Consider the following 20424-nt stretch of genomic DNA (forward strand, 5'->3'; position numbering starts at 1 on the left):
GCACAGCCCCCGCCCCGGCCTCTACCGACCCTGTTGCTCCCCGCGTTGCCCCCGCCGCCGGCGGCCCGGAACCCCAAGGTGCGGCAGCCAGCACAGCCGACGCCGAATGGCTGCGGGTGCACCCGGCGTCACCTTTTGTGCGTGGCTGGGTGGCCTTGGCTGCCATCGGCTTCTTTTTCGGCCGGGACGTTTTTGAGCGGGCGCTCCAGGGACGGCCGATCCTGGAGGACGAGTTCGCCGGCCGGGCGCCCTGGCTGCTGGCCGGCGGCGGCATCATGCTGGCGATTGCGGTGCTGGGGTTCATCCTCACCTGGTACTTCACCAAATACCAGGTGTCCGGAGGCTACGTCCGGGTGAATACCGGCTTCATTTTCCGGCAGCAGCGCCAGGCACGGCTGGACCGGGTGCAGGCCATCGACATTGAGCAGCCCCTGCTGGCCCGGATTTTCGGCCTGGCCGAGCTTAAGTTCGAGGTGGCCGACGCGGGGGAATCCGCGGTACGCCTTGCCTACCTCACCATGGACGAAGCCCGTCAGCTCCGCGCCACCATCCTGGCGCGCGCCGCGGGTGTGGCCGTGGACCCCTCCCGCCCCGACGCGTCGGCACCCGAGGCGCCGGAATATCCGGTACTGGCAGTGCCGCCGTCGCGCCTTATCGGTTCCCTGCTGCTCAGTGAGCAAAGCGTCTTTGTGCTGCTGGGCGGGGTGGCGTCCGTTGTTCTTTCCGCCGTCACTGACAACCGCGGTTTCTACTTTTACCTGATTCCGGCGGCCCTGGGCCTGGCGGCAAGCTACTGGAACCTGTTCAACAAGGGCTACAACTTCACAGCGGCCATCTCGCCGGACGGCATCCGCCTCCGCTACGGGCTGCTGGACACCCAGGCCCAGACGCTTCCGCCCGGCCGGATCCTGGCGCTGAAAGTCGGCCAGCCTCCATTGTGGCGGGCGCTCGGCTGGTACCGGATCCAGGTCAACGTGGCCGGGTACGGCGGCGTCGAGAACGCTGCCGAGGGCTCCGCCCGGACCACGCTGCTGCCGGTGGGCAGGCTGGAAGACGTGATGGCGGTCCTTGCGCTTGTGCTTCCGGATCCGGGCACGCCGGATCCTGCCGCCGTCTTCGGCGTAGGGCTCCATGGCATGGATTCCGACGGCGGGTTCGTCACCACGCCGCGCAGGGCCCGCCTGCTTGCGCCGCTGGGCTGGCGCCGGAACGGTTTTGCCGCCACGGACACCGCACTGCTGATCCGGTCCGGCCGCTGGTGGCGTGAACTTGTGATGGTGCCGCACCAGCGGACCCAGTCCCTGGCACTGCACCAGGGCCCGCTGGCGCGCCGGTTCCGCGTGGCTGACCTGGTATTGCACACCACTGTTGGGCCGGTTATACCGCGGTTGCGGCAGGCCGCCGAGGAGCAGGCCCTCGCGCTCTTTGACGCCCAGTCCGCCCGGGCGAGGCTGGCGCGTAAGCGGCAGACCACTGAACAGTGGCTGGCCCAGGTGGCCCCTGGCATCCCGCTCGGTGATGCCGGGCTTCCGGGTGAGCCCGTCACCGGGCCCGAGCTGGCAAGTGAGCATGAGCCGGCGGAGGGGCCTACTGAAACCCCGATCCCAACCCAGAAAGGCCAGCATCATGGCTAAGCCCGGGCGCCTCGGCGTCGGAATCATCGGTGCGGGCAAGGTGGGCGCGGTACTCGGCGCAGCCCTGCGCGCAGCCGAACACGCCGTCGTCGGAGTCTCCGCTGTTTCGGACGCAAGCCGTGAACGCGCGGAAACGCTGCTGCCTGGAGTTCCCGTCCTGGAAATCCAGGAAATCGTGGAGCGGGCGGAACTGGTGCTGCTGGCCGTGCCGGACGACGCCCTGCCTGGCCTGGTTGACGGATTGGCGAAACTCGGTGCATGGCAGCCGGGCCAGCTGGTTGCGCACACGTCCGGCCGGTTCGGGGTGGGGGTGCTGCGTCCGGTGCGCGCGGCCGGCGCCGTCCCGCTGGCGCTTCATCCTGCCATGACTTTCACCGGGATGAGCCTAGACCTGACCCGGCTGCTGGATTGCACGTTCGGGGTCACCGCCGACGCCGCCATGCTGCCCATTGCGCAGGCGCTGGTGGTGGAAATGGGCGCAGAACCGGTGGCCATTGCCGAGGCCGACCGGATCCTTTACCACGCAGCCCTGGCGCACGGATCAAACCATCTGGTGACCCTTGTGGCGCAGGCTTCCGAGCTGCTGCGCGATGTCGGCGTCGAATTGCCGGAGCGGATGCTGGGTCCGTTGTTGCGGGCCACCCTGGAGAACGCGCTGGCGTCGGGGGAGTCCGCCCTGACCGGGCCGGTGGCGCGGGGCGATGTGGGAACCGTGAAAGCCCACGCGGAAGCCTTGCGGGAGTTCGACGGCGGACGGCAGGGCGATGTGCTGGCGGCTTACCTTGCCATGGCGCGCGCCACAGCCCTCCGCGCCGAGGGGCGCGGGCTGCTCAAACCTGACCAGCTGGGGGAACTGCGCAAGGCCCTGGAACCGGAGGAAGACTGAAGATGCCCATCAAACTCGTCACAACTGTTGCTGATCTGCACGCCCAGAGCGCCCGGCTCCTCACCGAGAAAAACGGAACGTCCCAGGGCCTGGTTCCAACGATGGGCGCACTCCACGAGGGGCATGCCGCCTTGGCCCGGACCGCCGTCGAGCAGAACGACGTTGTGGTGGCCACCATCTTCGTCAATCCGCTGCAGTTCGGTGATGCCACGGACCTGGACCGCTATCCGCGGACGCTGGATGCCGACCTTGCCCTGCTGGAAGCGCAGGGCGTGGACCTGGCTTTTGCGCCGTCCGTGGAGGAGGTGTATCCCGGTGGCGAACCGCTGGTGCGGATCACCTCCGGCAGACTCGGTGAGAAGTGGGAGGGGGCTTCCCGGCCCGGCCACTTTGACGGCGCCCTCACCGTAGTGGCCAAGCTGCTGCATTACGGAACCCCCGGGGCCGGGCTGTCCGCTGGCATGGGGGTGCATGGTGAGGCTGGCCTGCCGGCCTACCGCGCCTACTTCGGCCAAAAGGACGCCCAGCAGTTGGCGCTGGTCCGGCGGATGGTGGCGGACCTGAACTTCCCGGTGGAGATCGTGGGCGTGCCCACCGTCCGCTCAGCCGATGGGTTGGCGCTCTCCAGCCGCAACCGCTTCCTGTCCGACGACGAGCGCGAGGCTGCGCTGGTGCTGTCGCGGGCGTTGCTGCTGCTTGAGGAGCGGGCAAAAGCGCGGGAGCCGCTGGACCTGGAGTCTGCGCAGGCGATGGTGGAGTCGCAGCCGCTGGTGGGGTTGGACTATTTCGATGTGGTGGATCCTGACACGCTTGAGCCCTTGGCGGAGAACTGCCGGGAGACGCCGTTCCGGGGCGAGGCTTTGGCCCTCATCGCTGCCAAGGTGGGGCCGGTGCGGCTGATCGACAATATGCCGCTGAGCTCCTAGCGCCAGTGCATTCCCCTGCTTGAGCTGCTGGCGCTTGCAGGTTCCTGAACCTGTTGCGCAGGCGGAAGCTTCCCGGGCCGCGGGCTGGCTTGCCGCAATACCTGCTGAGGTTTGTCGCTAGATTCCAGGCCGGCCGCGGCTGGTCATGAGCTGTTCGAGGAGCGCCTGTTCTGGACGGCCCGGGTTCCGGGCGACGCAGCGGCGGAGCCTGGCCCTGGCGAGCTCCTCGCCCGGCTCGTGGCTGCAGAGGATCTCGTCGATGATCTCTTGGGCCTGCCATCGAAGTGACTCGATGGCGAACTGGCGGATCTCGGCCGGAGTGTCGCCACTCATCCACGGATCGGGATCCGAGGGCACGCTTTGGAACATCCGCTCTGCTGACATAGGAGCCTCCTTGCACCAATCCGAGCGGCCGGTGGGCTGGCCCCTGCGGCGTAGTAAGCACTGCGCGTAAGGGAACAGTACAGCGGGAAAGACCGGTCTGTCTTCCCCTCACGGCGGTAAACTGGAATTGTCATGAATCCAGAAGCGGAGTATCCAGCAGTCAATGCGCTTGACCAGGAATTGTCAGCCGAGCCTGCGGCGGCCGTTCATGCGCCTGTGGTTGCTGAACCGCCCGCTCAGGAGAGTGCTGCCGCCAAGTCCGTGGCCAGGATCATGACGGTGGCTTATGAGCTTTTCTCCCGGCGAGGCGTCCGGGATGTCGGCGTGAATGAACTGATTGAACGGTCCGGGGTGGCAAAGGCCACGTTCTATCGCCATTTCCCGTCGAAGGACGCCCTGGTCCTGGCATTCCTCGAACAGCGGGACAAGCAGTGGACCGTGGAGGCGATCGTCTCCGAAGCCCGGCGCCGCGGTAACACACCCATCGAGCAACTGTTAGCCATTTTCGACGTCTTCGGAGACTGGTTCCTGCGGGAGGACTTCGAGGCCTGCTCCTTCATCAACGTCCTGCTGGAGATGGGCCCGGCGCACCCGCTGGGCCAGGCCAGCATCGACTACCTCGCGAAGATCCGGGGACACGTGCAGGCGTTGGCTGCAGAAGCCGGGCTGGAGCGTCCGGACGAATTCGCGCGGTCTTGGCACATCCTGATGAAGGGCTCCATCATCTCCGCCACCGAGGGCGACATGCAGGCAGCCAAGCGCGCCCAACAAATGGCAGGCTGGCTGATCGAGCACCACCGCTGAAGCTGAGTTGATTGTGCCAGCGGGGTGCCGGTGTGCAGCCCAAGGCAATCTCTGCCGCCGACATTAGCCCGATAGCAAGGCTACGAGGGCAGCTTCGAATTGGCTCTTTTCGATCGGCCGGACCTTGGGTATTTCCGTTGCACCCGGCAGCTGCCCGGCTGTACCCGGTGCGCGCGGCAGAATCCCGGGTGGCCATTGGGGTGGTTCGTGGTCGGGTTGTTCGGTTTTGTAGTGGCGGCCGGTGGGTGAGGTCCAGCCGGGTGGTTCGGTTCCAGTGGCTGGGGCGGGTTCCCAGCCACTGTTGTGTTTGAGGCGGTGGTGTTTCGGGCAGAGTTGGGCCAGGTTGCTGATCCCGGTATGTCCGCCGTGTTGCCAGGCTTGAAGGTGGTCGGTGTCGTTGTCGAAGGATGGGTTGTTGCAGCCAGGGAAGGTGCATTTTCCGTCCCTGAGCTGGAGTGCTTTTTTCATGGCTTTGGTGAGCCGGTAGCTGGTGCGGCCGATTTCCAGTGGTGCCCCGTCCCGTGGGTCGACGAGGACCCGGTAGAACGAGGTGGCTCCGTTGGCGAGGAGTTTTCTGGCCATCGAGGCGGGGATGGGGCCGTAGCCGTCCAGGTTTGCCGGTTCGTCCGTGATGTCGAAGAGGGCGAGTACCGGGACGGTAACCAGGACGTCCGCCTTGGGTACCGGGACGTTGCCGAGGTCCGCGTACCCGTTGCCGCCGTTGGCCTCGTCCTCTTCGGCGCCGGTGGCGGTGTCGTTGATGTCGGCCGGCGTGAGCGAGGCCAGCCCGATCGTGTCTTGGTCGCCGGCTTCGGTGGTTACCGGGTTGCCTTCACCCGGGTTGCTTTGTCCCTCGTTTCCTTCGCCTGTGGTGTTTTGTGCTGTGCTGGTTCCGTTGGTGTTGGGTGTGTTGGTGTGGGTGAGGGTTGGGCCGGCGCGGAGGAGGAGGTTGGCGGCGATGTCGGGGCGGAGTTGGGTGATGGTGCGGGGTTCGTTGGGGCCTTGGAGGCCGCGGGCGATGGCGGTGGTGCGGTTCCAGATGGCTGAGCCCTGGTCTGCGGGGACGTAGAGGGAAACCCAGGCCATGCCGTCGCGGTCCGGGGTGTATTCCATCCTCCGGTCCGCGGCGCACTTGGTGTGGCGTTTGTCCAGGGATTCGGGGTGGTGGCGTTCGCGCCAGTTTCGGACCCTGGTGCGGAACCGTGAGGGGACGAGTTCTCCGGTGGCGGCTCCCCGGGCCGGGTTGGGGTTCAGGACATGCTTGACGAGGGCGGCGGCGCCGGTGGGGTCGAGGCTGTCGGTTTCGTCGGCGATGATTTTGGCGTGCGTCCAGGAGATGGCCCCGGCGCGGAGGGCGTCCATGGCCGGGGGCAGGGCGGTGAGCTGCCGGGATTGGGTGATGAGTGCCCCGGCGGCGGGGGAGCTGATGGTCAGGACCCCGGCGATTTCCTCGACCGCGGACATCTCGGCGTAGGTCCGCTCGTGCACGGGCGCTTCCGGCGGGATCATCGCATGCTGGATTTCAATAGCTTCGGCAGCGTCCCGGGCCTTCACCGCGGCGATTTGGGCTTCCAGCTGCTTCGTTACCGCCAAGCGCTCGAGCCGGATCTCATAGCGACGCTGCAGCACATCCACAACAGCTCCGCCACAAGCAGCGCCATCGGCACCGGCGCCGGCATCGGCTTCCAGCCGCTGATCTTCGAGGAACAGTGCATCGAGCCGGGCAACGGAGGCGTAAATGCCCTCCATCGTTGCCGCCGTACCCGCGCCGTTTCCCATACAAGAATCATCCATCGAGGCACTGACATTCCGATGGGCGCATGGATTCTGAAGAGCGCATGCCGGCGCGTTGGAAATTGCAGGCCCGACCGTCCCGTCAATGCCTTCGCCCGCATCGAATCTCCTCATAAAGACATCCTCAGTGGAGGCCCTGACATTCTTCGTCCATGCCCCGGTTTGGCACCTCTGGTAACGAAATAGCGACGCCCGCCGTCGCACGCCGGCGCCCGGCCGCCGTCGTAATGGTCCTCCCTGCCCCTACGCGGAACAAACGCAAATATAGTCAGCTTGCTTATCACTTCTCCTTTTCCTACGCTGGAAGCTGTCAGGCAAACAACTCTCGAAGCGGTAGTCCGCGCCCTCAAAGACGCGCGTCAGGCCGCTTCACATGAGGAGGAAAAATGGCAGAACACAGCATCACAGGCAAGAAGGTGGCATTCCTGCTGACGGACGGCGTGGAGCAGATTGAGTTGACCAGCCCCTGGCAGGCGGTCAAGGATGCCGGTGGCCAACCCACCCTGGTGGCGCCAAAGAGCGGAAAGCTCCAGGGCTTCGAGGGCACAGAAAAGGGCGACACGTTCGACGTCGACCTCACGGTGGCAGAGGCGAACGCTTCGGACTTTGATGCCCTGGTCCTGCCCGGCGGCGTCGTTAACGCCGATCACCTCCGCGTGGACAAGGACGCCCAGGCTTTCACCAGAAGCTTCTTTGAACAGCACAAGCCGGTAGCCTCCATCTGCCACGGACCCTGGCTGCTCATCGACGCCGGCGTCATAAGGGGCCGCAACGTCACCTCCTACCACACGCTCGAGACCGACCTGAAGAATGCCGGCGCCAACTGGACCGACGAGGAAGTGGTGGTTGACCAGGGCCTGGTCACCAGCCGCAATCCGGACGATCTCCCGGCATTCAACAGCAAGCTCGTCGAGGAGATTTCCGAAGGCCAGCACGCCGGCCAGACGGCCTAAAAGCACCCATTGTTCCCTCAGGGTTAAAGAAAAAATACCGTGCGGAGGAATTACTCCAGCCGGTAGAGTGTTGGAGTCTGCAGCGACGCTGATCGCGCACCTTTCAAACAACTCCCTGAGGGAACACCCATGTCTACCGAAGTCTCTCCGAACGCCAGCGGCAAGTCCGTCCAAACCGAAGGAACCACGCCCGCCGCGCCGGAGAAGATGTCCCGCGAATCGGTGACAGTCATCAGCACGCTGCTGGTGGCGACGTTTGTGGTGATCCTCAACGAGACCATCATGAACGTCGCCCTGCAGCGGCTCATGGTGGACCTCCAGGTGGATGCCCCCACCGTCCAGTGGCTCTCCACCGGTTTTATGCTCACCATGGCCGTGGTCATTCCCACCACCGGGTTCATCCTGCAGACCCTGTCCACCCGCGCAGTATTTATGCTCGCGATGGGGCTTTTCGCCGGTGGCACGGCACTTGCCGCAGTAGCTCCGGGCTTTGAGATCCTGCTGCTGGCGCGCATCGTCCAGGCCGGCGGCACCGCAATCATGCTGCCCCTGCTGATGACCACCATCCTCACGCTGGTTCCCATGGCAAAGCGCGGCGCAGTAATGGGCAACGTCAGCATCGCCATTTCCGTCGCGCCCGCGATGGGCCCCACCGTTTCAGGGCTCATCCTTGAACACTTCACCTGGCGCTTCATGTTCGTGTTCGTCCTCCCGGTGGCCCTCGCGGCCCTCGCCATCGGTGCCAAGTACCTGACAAACGTCGGCGAGACGGAAAAGGCCAAGCTCGATGCCCTTTCGGTCATCCTCACCGTTCCCGCCTTTGGTGGCCTGGTCTACGGCCTCAGCCAGATCGGCGGCGGCCAAGCCGGTCCGGGTGTTGCAGCTATCTCCGCACTGGTCATCGGCGTCGCCAGCCTCACCGTCTTTGTCCTCCGCCAGCTCCGCCTGCAGAAGGGCGACGCCCCGCTGCTGGATCTCCACGCGTTCAACTTCCGTATGTTCACCGTCTCGGTCCTGCTGATGGTGGTGGCCATGATGGCCCTGTTCGGCGGCGTCATCCTGCTCCCCCTGTACCTTCAGGAAATCCGCGGGCTCGGCTCCCTCGAGACTGGCCTCGCGCTACTGCCCGGTGGCCTGGCCATGGGCCTGCTGGGTCCGGTCATCGGCCGGCTCTTCGACAAGGTAGGCCCGCTGCCGCTCACGGTCACCGGCTCAGTCCTGATGGTGGTGGCGCTGTGGCAGTTTTCAATGCTCGACGCCGGCACCCCCGTCTGGTGGATTGTCACCTTGCACGTAGGGTTGAGTTTCGGACTTGCGCTGTTGTTCACGCCGGCCTTCACCACGGGCCTGAACCCGCTTCCGCCACACCTTTACTCGCACGGGTCCGCGATCATGAGCACCACGCAGCAGGTGGCCGGTGCCGCCGGTACTGCCCTGCTGGTGTCCATCTTCGCCGTGGTTTCGGCGGCGTCGGGCCTCGTCGCGGGGATGAGTGCCGCCTTCCTGACGGCAACCGTCATCGCCTTTGCCGCCGTCGTACTCTCCGCCATGATGCGCAAGACCGAAGGGGTCGGGGCGGGCCACGGAGGCCACTGACCCCGCCTACTGACCCAAGTGGATCGCAGTTACGTCGCGAAAACCGCTTTTCGCGACGTAACTGCTACCTACCTGGAGAGTCAGCCGGCGTAGAAGTCCGCCAGCTCCTTGATCAGCTTGTCCGGGGCCTTGATGACGCCGTCGTGGCCGAATCCGGGCAGGATGGTGTAGCTGGAGCCGGAGAGCACGTCGTGGATCTGGCCGCACGCCACCCCGAAGTAGGCCGGGCTCTTTTCGCCCACCACAATCAGCGTTTCCAGCGGCAGTTCCAGGAACGGCTCGGCCGGCATATCCGCGGCAATGATCGCCTTGATCTCCCGGACGCCGGTGCGCATCAGCTCGCGCTGCTGCTTACCCTCCGACGTTCCTGCCGTGAGCTTGTTGGCAAGGGTCAGCATGGAGAGCGGCATGCGGGAGGAGAAGGCGCCACCGGCTTCCAGGCCGCGCTGCAGGACGGCGAGGGCGCGGTCATCATCCCCGGCCGCGATAGCGCGCTCGTACTCGGCGGTCCAGTCCGCCTTGACGCTGTGGTTCACGGAGACGGCGGGATCGTAGACGGCGAGCCGTTCCACGGGCAGCGTGCGGGCCGCATGCAGTGCGACAGCCCCGCCAAAGCTGTGGCCGAAGACGTCCGTGCTGGAGGTGTGCTTCATCACGCTATCGAGGTCCCGGATGTCCACATCCAGGGTGTAATCCTCCGGCTGCGGCGATGATGAACCCCGGCCCCGGCGGTTGAACGTGTGGACCGGCCGGCCCAAGGCAGCGCTGAGTTTCTGCGCGAACTTGGTGTAATCCGCGGCAGTCACCAAGGACGGCGGGACAACCACCACGCCTGAACCGGCGGAAGCCAGTTCCGCGCCGGTGGAAAAGAGCTCCAGAGTGCCGCCGTCGGGGGTCCTGATGTTCTCACGCGTCATGTTCCGAGCCTAGCCGAGCAACCTGAACGCGGGCACCATGGACACTGCACCGGCTCTCGGCGCTGACATCAGTCGAGGCGTTTGATGAGTGCCGCGCTCTGCTCCCGGATCGCCGGCAATTCAGCAGCCAGCCCGCACAGGATGAGCGCGGCATCCGCGGCCTGCCGGGGAGAGCCGGAGGTGGCGAGGCCGTCCGCCCGGAGGTTGATCAGCGATTCGACCAGGCGGAAGGCCAGGTCGCCGGGATTGGCGCCGGCCAGGGCCGAGGTTCCGGCGGGGGACAGGGCCGCGCCGAGCTCCCCGTACAACGTGCGCAGCTCCTGCCGCGCTGCCAGGAACCGCTGAAAGCGGCCGCTGCGCGCCTCGGGCAGGTGGTACAGGACGCCGAGATTCCAGCGTGCGCTGCACAGTTGCGTCCCGTCGTAAAGGGCGACGGCGTGAAGGCGGCTCCCAGCCGGCACTTCAGCGGGTGCCAGGGCCGCCACTGCCCGGGCGAACTTGAGCCCGCCGGAGACCGTGCCCTCCAGGAGGTCCTCGAGGATGTCGTCCTTGGTTTTGAAGTGGTGGTAGAGCGAGGACTGCCTGATTCCCACGGCATCGGCGATGGAGCGGGTGGAGGTGTTGGCGAAGCCCTGGGTGGTGAAGAGTTCAGCCGCCGCATCCAGGATTTCCTCACGGGCGGTGGCGCCTGGCCTGGAGGGCTGTTGGCTGCGGGGGCGTCCCGGTCCGGCTGAGGTCACTGCCTCATTCTTGCATCATGCCGGGTGCCCTTTGAGCGCCCGAACGGGCGGTGAGGGGACGGAAATACAACGGAAACAAGATGTCAATGCGCCTTTTACAGAGGTGAAACTGTTTGGGGACATCGCGCTGGAAAACTATCAAGTGACCGGTATTCCGCAGCCATCGGCCGAGGGCTGCATTACCGCCGGCCCCCTCGCCTTTCCAGCCCCCGGAGAATCCGATGACCTCAACAGTTCTTCCCACCGTCCACGCGGACGATGCAGATTTGACGTCCCTTGGCTATGAGCCCACCCTCCACCGGAAACTCGGCCGCTACGCTTCCTTTGCCGCCGGCTTTTCCTTCGTCTCCATCCTCACCACCATCTTCCAGCTCTTCGCCTTCGGCTACTCGTTCGCGGGGCCGGCCTTCTTCTGGACCTGGCCGGTAGTGCTGGTGGGCCAGCTCCTGGTGGCACTGAACTTCGCGGAGCTCGCCGCCCGCTATCCGCTGTCCGGAGCCGTGTACCAGTGGGCCCGGCGGGTGGGCGGCGAGGGCGTGGGCTGGTTCGCCGGCTGGTTCATGGCCATCGCCCAGGTGGTCACCGCCGCTGCCGCCGCCATCGCCCTTCAGGTGGTGCTGCCTCAGCTGTGGGACGGGTTCCAATTGGTGGGAGGTGATTCCGCCTTGAACACCGTGACGGGAGCCGCCAACGCAGTGATCCTGGGCGCCGTGCTTTTGGTGGCCACCACCATCATCAACTCCCTGGGCGTCAAGCTGATGGCCCACGTGAACTCGGTGGGCGTGACCTGCGAGATCGTGGGCGTCGCCGCCGTCATCCTGGCCCTGATCAGCGCCGCCCAGCGCGGACCGGACGTTGTTGCGGACACCACGGTGCTTCAGAATTCTGATCTTGGTGCCGTGGGAGCCTTCCTGGTTTCCGGGCTGATGGCCGCCTATGTGATGGTGGGCTTCAACTCCGCCGGTGAACTCTCCGAAGAAACCAAGGACCCGCGCCGGACCGCTCCCCGCACCATCCTTTCCGCCCTGCTCATCTCCGGAATCGGCGGCGCGCTGATGATCATCACCGCCCTGATGGCAGCCCCCAGCCTCGACGACGGCCGGCTCGCCACCGAAGGCCTGCCCTACGTCCTCACCGCCGTCCTGGGTACCTTCTGGGGCAAGGTCCTGCTGGTGGACGTAGCCATCGCCATCTTCGTCTGCACCCTGGCCATCCAGACCGCGGGTTCACGCCTGGTGTTCTCCATGGCCCGCGACGGCAAACTCCCTGCCTCGGTGCTGCTGTCCTCCGTCCACCCCACCCGCGGCACGCCCATGTGGCCCTCGATCGTCATCGGCGCCCTGGCCGTGGGCGTCCTGGCCATCAACGTGGGCAACGCGGCGCTGTTCACCACCCTCTGCAGCGTCTGCATCGTGATGGTCTACCTCGCCTACCTCCTGGTCACCGTGCCCCAGCTCTTCAACAGGCTCCGGGGCGACTGGAACCAGGTGGGGCAGACCGTTCCGGACGGCCTCTTTTCCCTGGGCCGCTGGGGCCTTCCCGTCAACATCCTCGCCGTCCTCTACGGCGCTGTGATGGTGGTCAACCTGGCGTGGCCGCGGCCCGAGGTGTATGACCCCTCCGGGGAGAACCCCGTGCTGCTCTACTCCGCGCCGCTGATGGTGGCAGTGGTCCTGCTCATCGGTATGTGGGTCCGCCGCCGGACCCTGCGCACCGCCGAATAACAGCCTTTCAGAACTCAGGCCGCAAAGCTCGCAAAGCCCTCAGAACACAGGATTGACATGACACAAGTAACTGAAAGTCCAGCAGCCGCAGGCACTGCCACCACCGCAGGCGCCCGTGCCCACGCAAGGGAGCAGCACGGCCGGACCGTGGACACCATGCGGTACGTCCCGGCCGCCGGCGCCCCGGCGCGCCTTCTGGCCGGACTGCCCGACGGCGCATCCCCCACTTGGGCCGAGTCCCTCGCCTTCGGCCGCTACACCACCCTGGCCCTGGCCCGCGGCACCCGGATCAGGCTCACGGACACCGCCGGGGACGCGTGCGTGCACGCCCTCCTCTACCGGACCGGAGCACTGTACGAGCGCCTCAACGTCGCTGACACGGTCAAGGTCCCGTGGCAGGCTTACCCCACCACCGGACACCCGCTGCTGTCCGACGCCGGCCGCCTGATGGCCACGATCGTCGCCGATTCATCCGCCCGCCACGACGCCCTGACCGGTGCCACCACCCTGGAGGGCAACACGGCAAAGTATGGTGCGGGAACGGCCCACAGCGCATCCCCGGCCGCCCGCGAACTGCTCACCCTCGGAGCATTGAAAAACGGGCTGGGCCCGCGTGACGTCGCTCCGTCCCTGTCTCTCTTCAAAGGCACCGCCGTGGACCCGGCCGGAAGCATCACGTTCACCGGAAGCGCCGGGCCAGGTGCCGCCGTCGAACTCCTCCTCCAGCTGGACGCCGTGCTGGTCCTTGCCAATACCGCGCACCCGCTGGACCCCCGCGCGGATTTCACCGGAACCGCCGTGGACATCGTTGCCTGGCACGCACCGCAGGACCTGGCAGCCCTTGAGGCCGGCACACTCACCGGACGCTTGGCACCCGAACACCTGCAGGCACTGCACAACACCGAACACGACCTGACCGCAAGGAATGCCCGATGAACACCGCCACCTACACCCAGCCCACCGCGGACGCCCGCGAGATCGCGCTAACCCCCGGCGATGTGGTCCTTGATGAATTCGTCGAGGCCCGCGGCCCCTGGTCCGCCGTCGTGGCGGCCGGCGACCTGCTGACCATTGTGGACCTCGAAGGCAACCAGGCCGTGGACTGCCTGCTCTACGCGGCGGCGGACACCACTGTCCGCTACTCCGCGCCTGTCACCATCGCCCGGCAGCAGTCGATTGTCCTCACCACCGGCTCCGTGCTGCGGGCGGACACCGGCGTGGCCCTGATGACCGTCGTGGCGGACGAGGTGGGCGTGCACGACACCATCGGCGGCGCCTGCTCCCAGGAATCCAACACCCTCCGCTACGGCCAGCACACGCGTGAACAGCACGCCTGCGTGGAGAACTTCCTGATCGAGGGCTCGCGCTGGGGCCTGGGCAAGCGGGACCTGGTGTCCAACATCAACTGGTTCATGAACGTACCCGTGGATCCGGACGGCGCCCTGGGCATCGTGGACGGCCTGTCCGCTCCCGGCAAGCGCGTGGCGCTGCAGGCCGAGGTGGACACCCTGGTCCTCGTCTCCAACTGCCCGCAGATCAACAACCCGTGCAACGGCTTCAACCCCACCCCTGTCCGCATGATCGTCACCCGGCCGGAGGCTGCACTGTGACCAACTTCGAGACCCTCCTGATCGCCAACCGCGGTGAAATTGCGTGCCGCATCATCGAATCCGCCCGGAAGCTCGGCCTCCGCACGATTGCCGTCTTCTCCGAAGCCGACCGGGGCGCCAAGCACGTCCGCCTCGCCGATGAAGCAGTCCTCCTGGGGCCGGCGCCGGCCAAGGAGTCCTACCTCCGCGTGGACGCCCTGCTTGAGGCCGCCAAATCCACTGGCGCCGGCGCCATCCACCCCGGCTACGGCTTCCTGTCCGAGGACGCCGCCTTCGCCGAGGCCGTGGAAGCAGCCGGGCTGGTTTTTGTAGGCCCCACCGCCGAGCAACTCCGCATCTTCGGCACCAAGCACACAGCGCGCGACGCCGCCCGGGCGGCCGGGGTGCCGATGATCGCCGGTTCCGGGCTGCTGGAGGACGTGGACGCCGCCGTCGCAGCCTCCGCAACGATCGGGTTCCCACTGATGCTCAAGGCCACCGGCGGTGGCGGCGGCATTGGCATGACGGTCTGCCGCAACGAGGCCGAACTGGTAGACAGCTTTCCCCGCGTCGCGCGCCTCGCCGGTGCCAGCTTCGGCACCGCCGGCGTATTCGCGGAACGGTACGTGGAGAATGCCCGCCACATCGAGGTCCAGGTGTTCGGCGATGGCGAAGGCAGGGTAGTCAGCCTCGGCGACAGGGACTGCTCGCTGCAGCGCCGCCACCAGAAAGTACTGGAGGAAGCCCCGGCGCCGGACCTGCCGGATGAACTGCGCGAGGAACTGCACCGCAGTTCCCGCGCCCTCTGCGCCTCCCTTAACTACCGCTCCGCCGGGACCGTCGAATTCGTCTACGACTCCGCCCGCAAGGAAGCCTCCTTCCTGGAAGTCAACGCCCGGCTCCAGGTGGAGCACCCCGTCACCGAGGCCGTCACCGGCGTGGACCTGGTGGAATGGATGCTCCGCCTGGCCCAGGGCGGAAGCGAAGCTGCAACCGTCCTCGCCGGTGTGCCGGACAGCCTCCCGGTCACAGGCCATGCAGTGGAAGCACGCGTCTACGCAGAGGACCCGGCCCGCGGTTTCCAGCCCAGTGCCGGCACCGTGACCAACGCTGTCTACCCCGCAACGGATGACGTGCGTGTGGATGCCTGGGCCGAAACCGGCACCGACGTTTCCACGAACTACGACCCCCTCCTGGGCAAGATCATCACCTCCGGTCCGAGCCGCACCAACGCCTTCAACCGGCTGTCCGCAGCCCTGGAAAACACCCGGATCGACGGGATCGAAACCAACCTCGGGCTGCTCCGCGCCGCCACCGCCCTCGACATGGTCCGCACCGTCCAACACTCCACCAGCACCCTTGACAACGTGGGGGACCCGGAACCGCGCATCACCGTGGGCCGGCCCGGCCTGCAGACCAGCGTGCAGGACTGGCCGGGCCGCACCGGCTTGTGGCAGATCGGCGTACCCCCGAGCGGCCCCATGGACGATCTCTCCTTCCGGCTCGGAAACACGGCCCTGGGCAACCCCGAAGGTGCTCCGGGCCTGGAATTCACCATGAGCGGCCCCAGCCTGACCTTCACCCACGCCACCACCGTGTGCGTCACGGGCGCTGAAGTAACGGTGACAGTTGACGGGACCGAGGTGCCCGGCTGGGCACCTGTGACGGTCCCCGCGGGAGGAACGCTCGACGTCGGCACGGCCGGCAGCAAGGGCCTGCGCGGCTACATCCTGTTCCAGGGCGGCCTGGACATCCCCAAGTACCTGGGCAGCGCCTCCACCTTCACCCTGGGCCAGTTCGGCGGTCACTCCGGGCGGGTCCTGCGCGCGGGCGACGTGCTGAGGGCGGTCAAGGATGCCAGCAGCGAGGAAGCGCCCACCGCAGCAGTGCCCCTCGACAGCCGTCCGGCCCTCACCTCCACCTGGGAACTCGCCGTGGCCGAAGGGCCGCACGGCGCCCCCGAATTCTTCCAGCGTGAGGACATCGAGGAGCTATACGACGCGGAGTACGAGGTCCACTTCAACTCCGCCCGGACCGGCGTCCGGCTAATCGGCCCCAAACCCCGCTGGGCGCGGACCGACGGCGGCGAAGCCGGCCTGCACCCCTCCAACATCCACGACACCGCCTACTCCGTGGGTGCCCTGGACTTCACCGGCGACACCCCCATCCTGCTCGGCCCGGACGGGCCCAGCCTGGGCGGCTTCGTCTGCCCCGTCACCGTGGTGACCGCCGACCGCTGGAAGCTCGGCCAGCTCCGGCCGGCGGACAAGGTCCGGTTCGTTCCCATCAAAGCCAGCCAGGCGCCGTCGGCCAGGGACCTGGGACCTGGCCGCCAGCTGGTGCTCCCGGGGGATGCCGGCTGGTCCGGTAATTTTTCGACGCACCTCCCCGCGGTCACCCCCGCTGCCGGCCGCACGGTACGCGGCGATGGCGACGACGGCGTGCTGGGCCGGGTGCCCGAAGGTCCCGGCCGCCCGGCGGTGACCTACCGCCGCTCCGGCGACGACAACCTGCTTGTGGAATACGGCGAGATGGTCCTGGACCTGGGGCTCCGCGCCCGGGTGCACGCCCTGCACCAGCACATCGAACAGCTCCGGGTGCCCGGAATCGTGGACCTTACCCCGGGCATCCGTTCGCTGCAGATCAAGGTGGACCCGTCGGTGCTGTCGACCAAGCGGCTGTTGGGCCTGGTCCAGGAGATCGAGGCGGCGCTGCCCGCCAGCTCCGAGCTGGTGGTTCCCAGCCGCACCGTCCGGCTGCCGCTCTCCTGGGACGACCCCGCCACCCGTGAAGCGATCGAGCGCTACATGGCCGGCGTCCGCGACGACGCCCCGTGGTGCCCGTGGAACATCGAATTCATCCGCCGGATTAACGGCCTGGACTCCGTGAACGACGTGTTCGACACCGTCTTCAACGCCGAATACCTGGTCCTGGGCCTGGGTGATGTTTACCTGGGCGCTCCCGTGGCCACCCCGCTGGATCCGCGCCACCGCCTGGTCACCACCAAATACAACCCGGCCCGCACCTGGACGCCGGAGAACGCGGTGGGCATCGGCGGCGCCTACATGTGCATTTACGGCATGGAAGGACCGGGCGGCTACCAGTTCGTGGGCCGCACCACCCAGGTGTGGTCGCGCTACGCCGATTCCGCTCCGTTCGAGCCAGGCTCGCCGTGGCTGCTGCGCTTCTTCGACCGGATCTCCTGGTACCCCGTCAGCCCTGAGGAACTCCTGGACCTGCGGGCGGACATGGCCGCCGGGCGCGGCCGCGGCGTGGAAATCGAGGACGGCACCTTCTCGCTGGCCGAGCACGAGGTGTTCCTTGCGGAAAACCGCGAGTCCATCGCGGTGTTCCGCGAAAAGCAGGGTGCGGCTTTCGCCGTCGAGCGGCAGGCATGGGCCGACGCCGGTGAGTTCGACCGTGCCGACGCGCTGGCTGCCGTCGTGGTACCGGCTGCAGACGAGGTGGAGGTTCCGGACGGCGGCTCCCTCGTGGCCGCGCCGTTCGCCGCGAGTGTCTGGAAGGTTGACGTGGCGGAGGGCGACCGGGTGGTCAAGGGCCAGCCGCTGGTATCCCTGGAGGCAATGAAGATGGAAACCGTGCTGGAGGCGCCGTGCGACGGCGTGGTGCTGCGGGTGCTGCCTGTTGCCGGCTCCCAGGTGGTTGCCGGCGAAGCGGTGGTGGTCCTGGGTGGCTCGGACGTGGACTTTGGACTGGTGGGCGAAGAACTGGCGGGCGAAGCCCCTGAACTGGAAGAAGCAGCAGTATGACCAACTCAACCACCGGCCCGGCCACGGCGCGTGTGCAGGCAGCCCTCGCGGCGCTGGAAGCAGTGGACCGTCCGGAAATCTGGATCACGCTCCGCAGCGGGGAGGACCTCCTTGCGGAGGCGGCCGGTATCGACGCCGCGGTGGCGGACGGCGGGGACCTTCCGCTGGCCGGGCTCCTGCTCGCTGTCAAGAACAACGTTGACGTGGCAGGAATACCGACCACGGCGGCGTGCCCCGGCTTCGCCTACCTGCCTGAAAAAGACGCCGAAGCGGTGGCCCGGCTCCGTGCCGCCGGAGCCCTGGTGCTGGGCGCCAGCAACCTGGACCAGTTCGCCACCGGCCTGGTAGGCACGCGCAGCCCGCACGGCGCAGTCCGGGATTCGCGCCGGCCGGAATTCATCTCGGGCGGCTCCAGCTCCGGCTCCGCGGTGGCTGTGGCCCTGGGCCTGGTGGACATCGCCATCGGGACGGACACGGCCGGCTCGGGCCGCGTACCGGCCGGGCTGCAGGGGATCGTGGGAATCAAGCCGACTTTGGATGTTGTGTCCACGGCCGGAGTGGTGCCCGCCTGCAAGTCCTGGGACGCCGTCACTATCTTTGCCCGGCACCTCTCCACGGCCGAGCTTGCCATGGGGGTGATGGCGGGAGACTCCCGGGCGTGGCCGGCGGACATTCGGCTGGCAGCGCCGGAAAAACCCAGGGTGGCCTACCCGGCCACCCTGCCTGCGCTCCCGGAGGCATGGGCAGCAGAATTCCGCCGCAATGTTGACCGGCTCCACGAATCGGGCGTGGACGCCCAACCCATCGAGTTCGATGCCTTCCTTGAGGCGGCCCGGCTGCTGTACGACGGCGCGCTGGTGGCGGAGCGTTTCGCCGCCGTGGGCGGTTTCCTGGAACAGCACGACGGCCGCCCGGACAGCAAGGCGGGCATCAATCCCACCGTGGAACGCATCATCCGGGCAGCGGGCACGGTGCCCGCCCACCTGTATGTCGCCGACACGGCAAAGCTGGAGGTGCTGAAACAGAAGGCGATGGCGGAGCTTGAGGGCTTTGACGCACTGCTGATCCCCACCGCCCCGTTCCATCCCACTCTTGCAGAGGTGGCCGCGGACCCGGTGGGCGTCAACTCCTTAATGGGCACTTACACCAACTTCTGCAACCTGTTCGACCTGTGCGCTGTGGCAGTTCCTGCCGGTGAGGTGGACGGGGCCCAGTTCGGGCTGACAGTGGTGGGCCGGACGTTCGCTGACGCCGTAGCCGCTGACATTGCCCGCCGCCTGGAGGCAACCCCGGCGGCTCCCGCCCTCTTCGCCGGGGGCGCGGCTCCGGCAGTAGCCTGCAGTGGTGACGGCCCGTCGTCGTCCGCTCCCTGGCCGGTAACAGCAGGCGCAAAAGCCGTGCCGCTGGTAGTAGTGGGCGCGCACCGAAAGGGCGAACCCCTGGCGCCGCAGCTCGAGGCGCTCGGCGCCGTTTGGGACGGACCTGTACGCACGGCGGCATGGTACCGGATGGTGTCCCTGGACACCGTGCCGCCCAAGCCGGGCGTGTACCGGTCCGACGACGGCGCGGAGCTCGTGGGGGAGCGGTGGCTTGTGTCCGAAGCGGGGCTGGGGCGGTTCCTGGCCGAACTCCCCGAACCCATGCTGCTCGGGGCCATCGAACTGGCCGACGGCTCCACCGCTGTGGGCTTCGCCTGCGACGCGGTGGCCGCCGCGGGCGGGGAGGACATCACCCGCTACGGCGACTGGCTGGCGGCCAAGGACCACCTGGGCCGGCCCAAGAGCCTCTGGCAGAACCTGGGGGAGGTTGCCTTGGCCGGCTTCAGCCGGGGAACCTAGCCCTTGAAGTACTCGGAGATGTCCGTGACCAGTTCGTCCACGGCGGCCGGAATCGAGCCGTGGAAGCACTTGGGGGAGAGCTCGTAGGTGCTGCCGGGGACTGCGGCGTGCAGCCGCTCGGCTGTTGCCTTGTAATAGCTGGGGCTCTTGCCGCCCGCCATGAAGTGGGTGTTGGTGGGGAGCACGCTGAAGTCCCTGGCATGGTTCGCCTCGTTGTAGGCCGCCCGGAGTTCGCCCACAGCGCTGGGCATCACCTCCTGGAACATCCTGTTCACCTTGGTGCCGGACAGCACGGCCATCAGCCCGGCAAGGACAGGCTCCGGGATCCTCGCCAGGGCCGAGCCCGGTTTGGTTGCCTTCTTCACGTGGGCGAGGGCGCGTCCCACTTTGCCGTTGTTCACGGCGTCTTCGAAACCGTCCAGCCATCCGGTGTCGATGCTGCCGTCGATGTTCACGGCGGCGTCGTACACGGCGAGCTTGTCCGGCACGTACCCGGTGCCGGTAAACTCCTGGACGGCATTGAGTGCCACTGAGCCGCCCAGGCTGTGGCCCAGGATGTTCCTCGCGCCGGTGGCCTCCAGGACCGTCCGGACGTCCGCTATCTCGGTGGCCATCGAGTAGTCCGCCGGTTGCTCTGAGGAGCTGCCGCGGCCGCGCCTGTCGTACACGTCCACGGCCCAGCCCTCACCCAGGCCCTTTGCCAGCGCCGTGGAAAAAGGGCGGTAGATCAGGGCCGTGAGGAACGCGCCGCCGATCAGCACCACGCGGCGTTCGCCGGGGGCGTCTTCGGTGCCGTAACTGTACAAAGCCAGCCGGCCGCCGTCGTGCGTTAAAAGGACCTGTTCTTTCACCACCCCATCCTAGGCAGG

Annotated in this window: 16 protein-coding genes; 11 read left to right on the plus strand and 5 right to left on the minus strand. The window is 67.2% G+C overall.

Going from position 1 to position 20424, the window contains the following annotated elements; translation table 11 throughout:
* Window positions 1–110: 110 nt before the first annotated feature.
* Genes FNL14_RS01670 through FNL14_RS01680 form a run of 3 tightly spaced genes read left to right on the plus strand, consistent with a single transcriptional unit; the run spans window position 111 to window position 3446 of the window.
* Window positions 111–1634, plus strand: a complete 1524-nt coding sequence (locus FNL14_RS01670) for a PH domain-containing protein (protein WP_142057172.1) — start codon at window positions 111–113, stop codon at window positions 1632–1634.
* Window positions 1627–2520, plus strand: a complete 894-nt coding sequence (locus FNL14_RS01675; RefSeq protein ID WP_091420326.1) for a Rossmann-like and DUF2520 domain-containing protein — start codon at window positions 1627–1629, stop codon at window positions 2518–2520. Before FNL14_RS01670 ends, FNL14_RS01675 begins: the two co-directional genes overlap by 8 nt.
* A gap of 2 nt (window positions 2521–2522) precedes the next feature.
* Window positions 2523–3446 carry a pantoate--beta-alanine ligase gene (locus tag FNL14_RS01680; protein ID WP_142057125.1) on the plus strand — a complete coding sequence of 308 codons (924 nt, stop codon included), beginning with the start codon at window positions 2523–2525 and terminating at the stop codon, window positions 3444–3446.
* 117 nt (window positions 3447–3563) lie between these two features.
* Here the strand turns inward: FNL14_RS01680 and FNL14_RS01685 are convergent, their stop codons facing one another.
* Entirely contained in the window at window positions 3564–3830 is a 267-nt protein-coding gene (locus FNL14_RS01685) for a hypothetical protein (RefSeq protein WP_091420330.1), read from the minus strand.
* A 273-nt stretch (window positions 3831–4103) separates the two neighbouring features.
* Here FNL14_RS01685 and FNL14_RS01690 point away from each other — a divergent pair, with 273 nt between their 5' ends.
* Complete coding sequence (locus FNL14_RS01690) at window positions 4104–4634, plus strand: TetR/AcrR family transcriptional regulator (protein WP_142057174.1); 531 nt, start codon at window positions 4104–4106, stop codon at window positions 4632–4634.
* 63 nt (window positions 4635–4697) lie between these two features.
* On the opposite strand, the gene FNL14_RS01695 is transcribed toward FNL14_RS01690, so the two are convergent.
* Window positions 4698–6413 carry an HNH endonuclease signature motif containing protein gene (locus FNL14_RS01695; protein WP_142057127.1) on the minus strand — a complete coding sequence of 572 codons (1716 nt, stop codon included), beginning with the start codon at window positions 6411–6413 and terminating at the stop codon, window positions 4698–4700.
* A gap of 401 nt (window positions 6414–6814) precedes the next feature.
* On the opposite strand from FNL14_RS01695, the gene FNL14_RS01700 reads away from it, so the two are divergent.
* Window positions 6815–7381 (plus strand): type 1 glutamine amidotransferase domain-containing protein, encoded by a 567-nt coding sequence (locus tag FNL14_RS01700; protein WP_142057129.1) that lies wholly within the window; start codon window positions 6815–6817, stop codon window positions 7379–7381.
* A 129-nt stretch (window positions 7382–7510) separates the two neighbouring features.
* Window positions 7511–8977, plus strand: a complete 1467-nt coding sequence (locus FNL14_RS01705) for a DHA2 family efflux MFS transporter permease subunit (RefSeq protein WP_142057131.1) — start codon at window positions 7511–7513, stop codon at window positions 8975–8977.
* A gap of 80 nt (window positions 8978–9057) precedes the next feature.
* Here the strand turns inward: FNL14_RS01705 and FNL14_RS01710 are convergent, their stop codons facing one another.
* A complete protein-coding gene (locus FNL14_RS01710; protein WP_142057134.1) occupies window positions 9058–9894 on the minus strand; it encodes an alpha/beta fold hydrolase in 837 nt (278 codons plus the stop codon).
* A gap of 68 nt (window positions 9895–9962) precedes the next feature.
* The gene (locus FNL14_RS01715; protein WP_142057136.1) at window positions 9963–10634 is read right to left on the minus strand and encodes a TetR/AcrR family transcriptional regulator; all 672 of its coding nucleotides are present in this window, start codon (window positions 10632–10634) and stop codon (window positions 9963–9965) included.
* A 221-nt stretch (window positions 10635–10855) separates the two neighbouring features.
* On the opposite strand from FNL14_RS01715, the gene FNL14_RS01720 reads away from it, so the two are divergent.
* The 5 genes from FNL14_RS01720 to atzF are packed head-to-tail and all read left to right on the plus strand — an operon-like array spanning window position 10856 to window position 19555.
* The gene (locus tag FNL14_RS01720) at window positions 10856–12358 is read left to right on the plus strand and encodes an amino acid permease (protein WP_142057138.1); all 1503 of its coding nucleotides are present in this window, start codon (window positions 10856–10858) and stop codon (window positions 12356–12358) included.
* Window positions 12359–12415: 57 nt separating this feature from the next.
* Complete coding sequence (locus tag FNL14_RS01725; RefSeq protein WP_142057140.1) at window positions 12416–13294, plus strand: urea amidolyase associated protein UAAP1; 879 nt, start codon at window positions 12416–12418, stop codon at window positions 13292–13294.
* Entirely contained in the window at window positions 13291–13968 is a 678-nt protein-coding gene (locus FNL14_RS01730; protein WP_142057142.1) for an urea amidolyase associated protein UAAP2, read from the plus strand. The genes FNL14_RS01725 and FNL14_RS01730 overlap by 4 nt, the downstream gene beginning before the upstream one ends.
* Window positions 13965–17717, plus strand: a complete 3753-nt coding sequence (gene uca / locus FNL14_RS01735; protein ID WP_142057144.1) for an urea carboxylase — start codon at window positions 13965–13967, stop codon at window positions 17715–17717. Before FNL14_RS01730 ends, uca begins: the two co-directional genes overlap by 4 nt.
* Window positions 17714–19555 carry an allophanate hydrolase gene (atzF, locus tag FNL14_RS01740; RefSeq protein WP_142057146.1) on the plus strand — a complete coding sequence of 614 codons (1842 nt, stop codon included), beginning with the start codon at window positions 17714–17716 and terminating at the stop codon, window positions 19553–19555. Before uca ends, atzF begins: the two co-directional genes overlap by 4 nt.
* Here the strand turns inward: atzF and FNL14_RS01745 are convergent.
* Window positions 19552–20406, minus strand: a complete 855-nt coding sequence (locus tag FNL14_RS01745) for an alpha/beta fold hydrolase (RefSeq protein WP_142057148.1) — start codon at window positions 20404–20406, stop codon at window positions 19552–19554. The genes atzF and FNL14_RS01745 overlap by 4 nt on opposite strands.
* Window positions 20407–20424: the final 18 nt, after the last annotated feature.

It is taken from the genome of Pseudarthrobacter sp. B4EP4b (genome assembly GCF_006680095.1).
Taxonomy (GTDB): Bacteria; Actinomycetota; Actinomycetes; order Actinomycetales; family Micrococcaceae; genus Arthrobacter.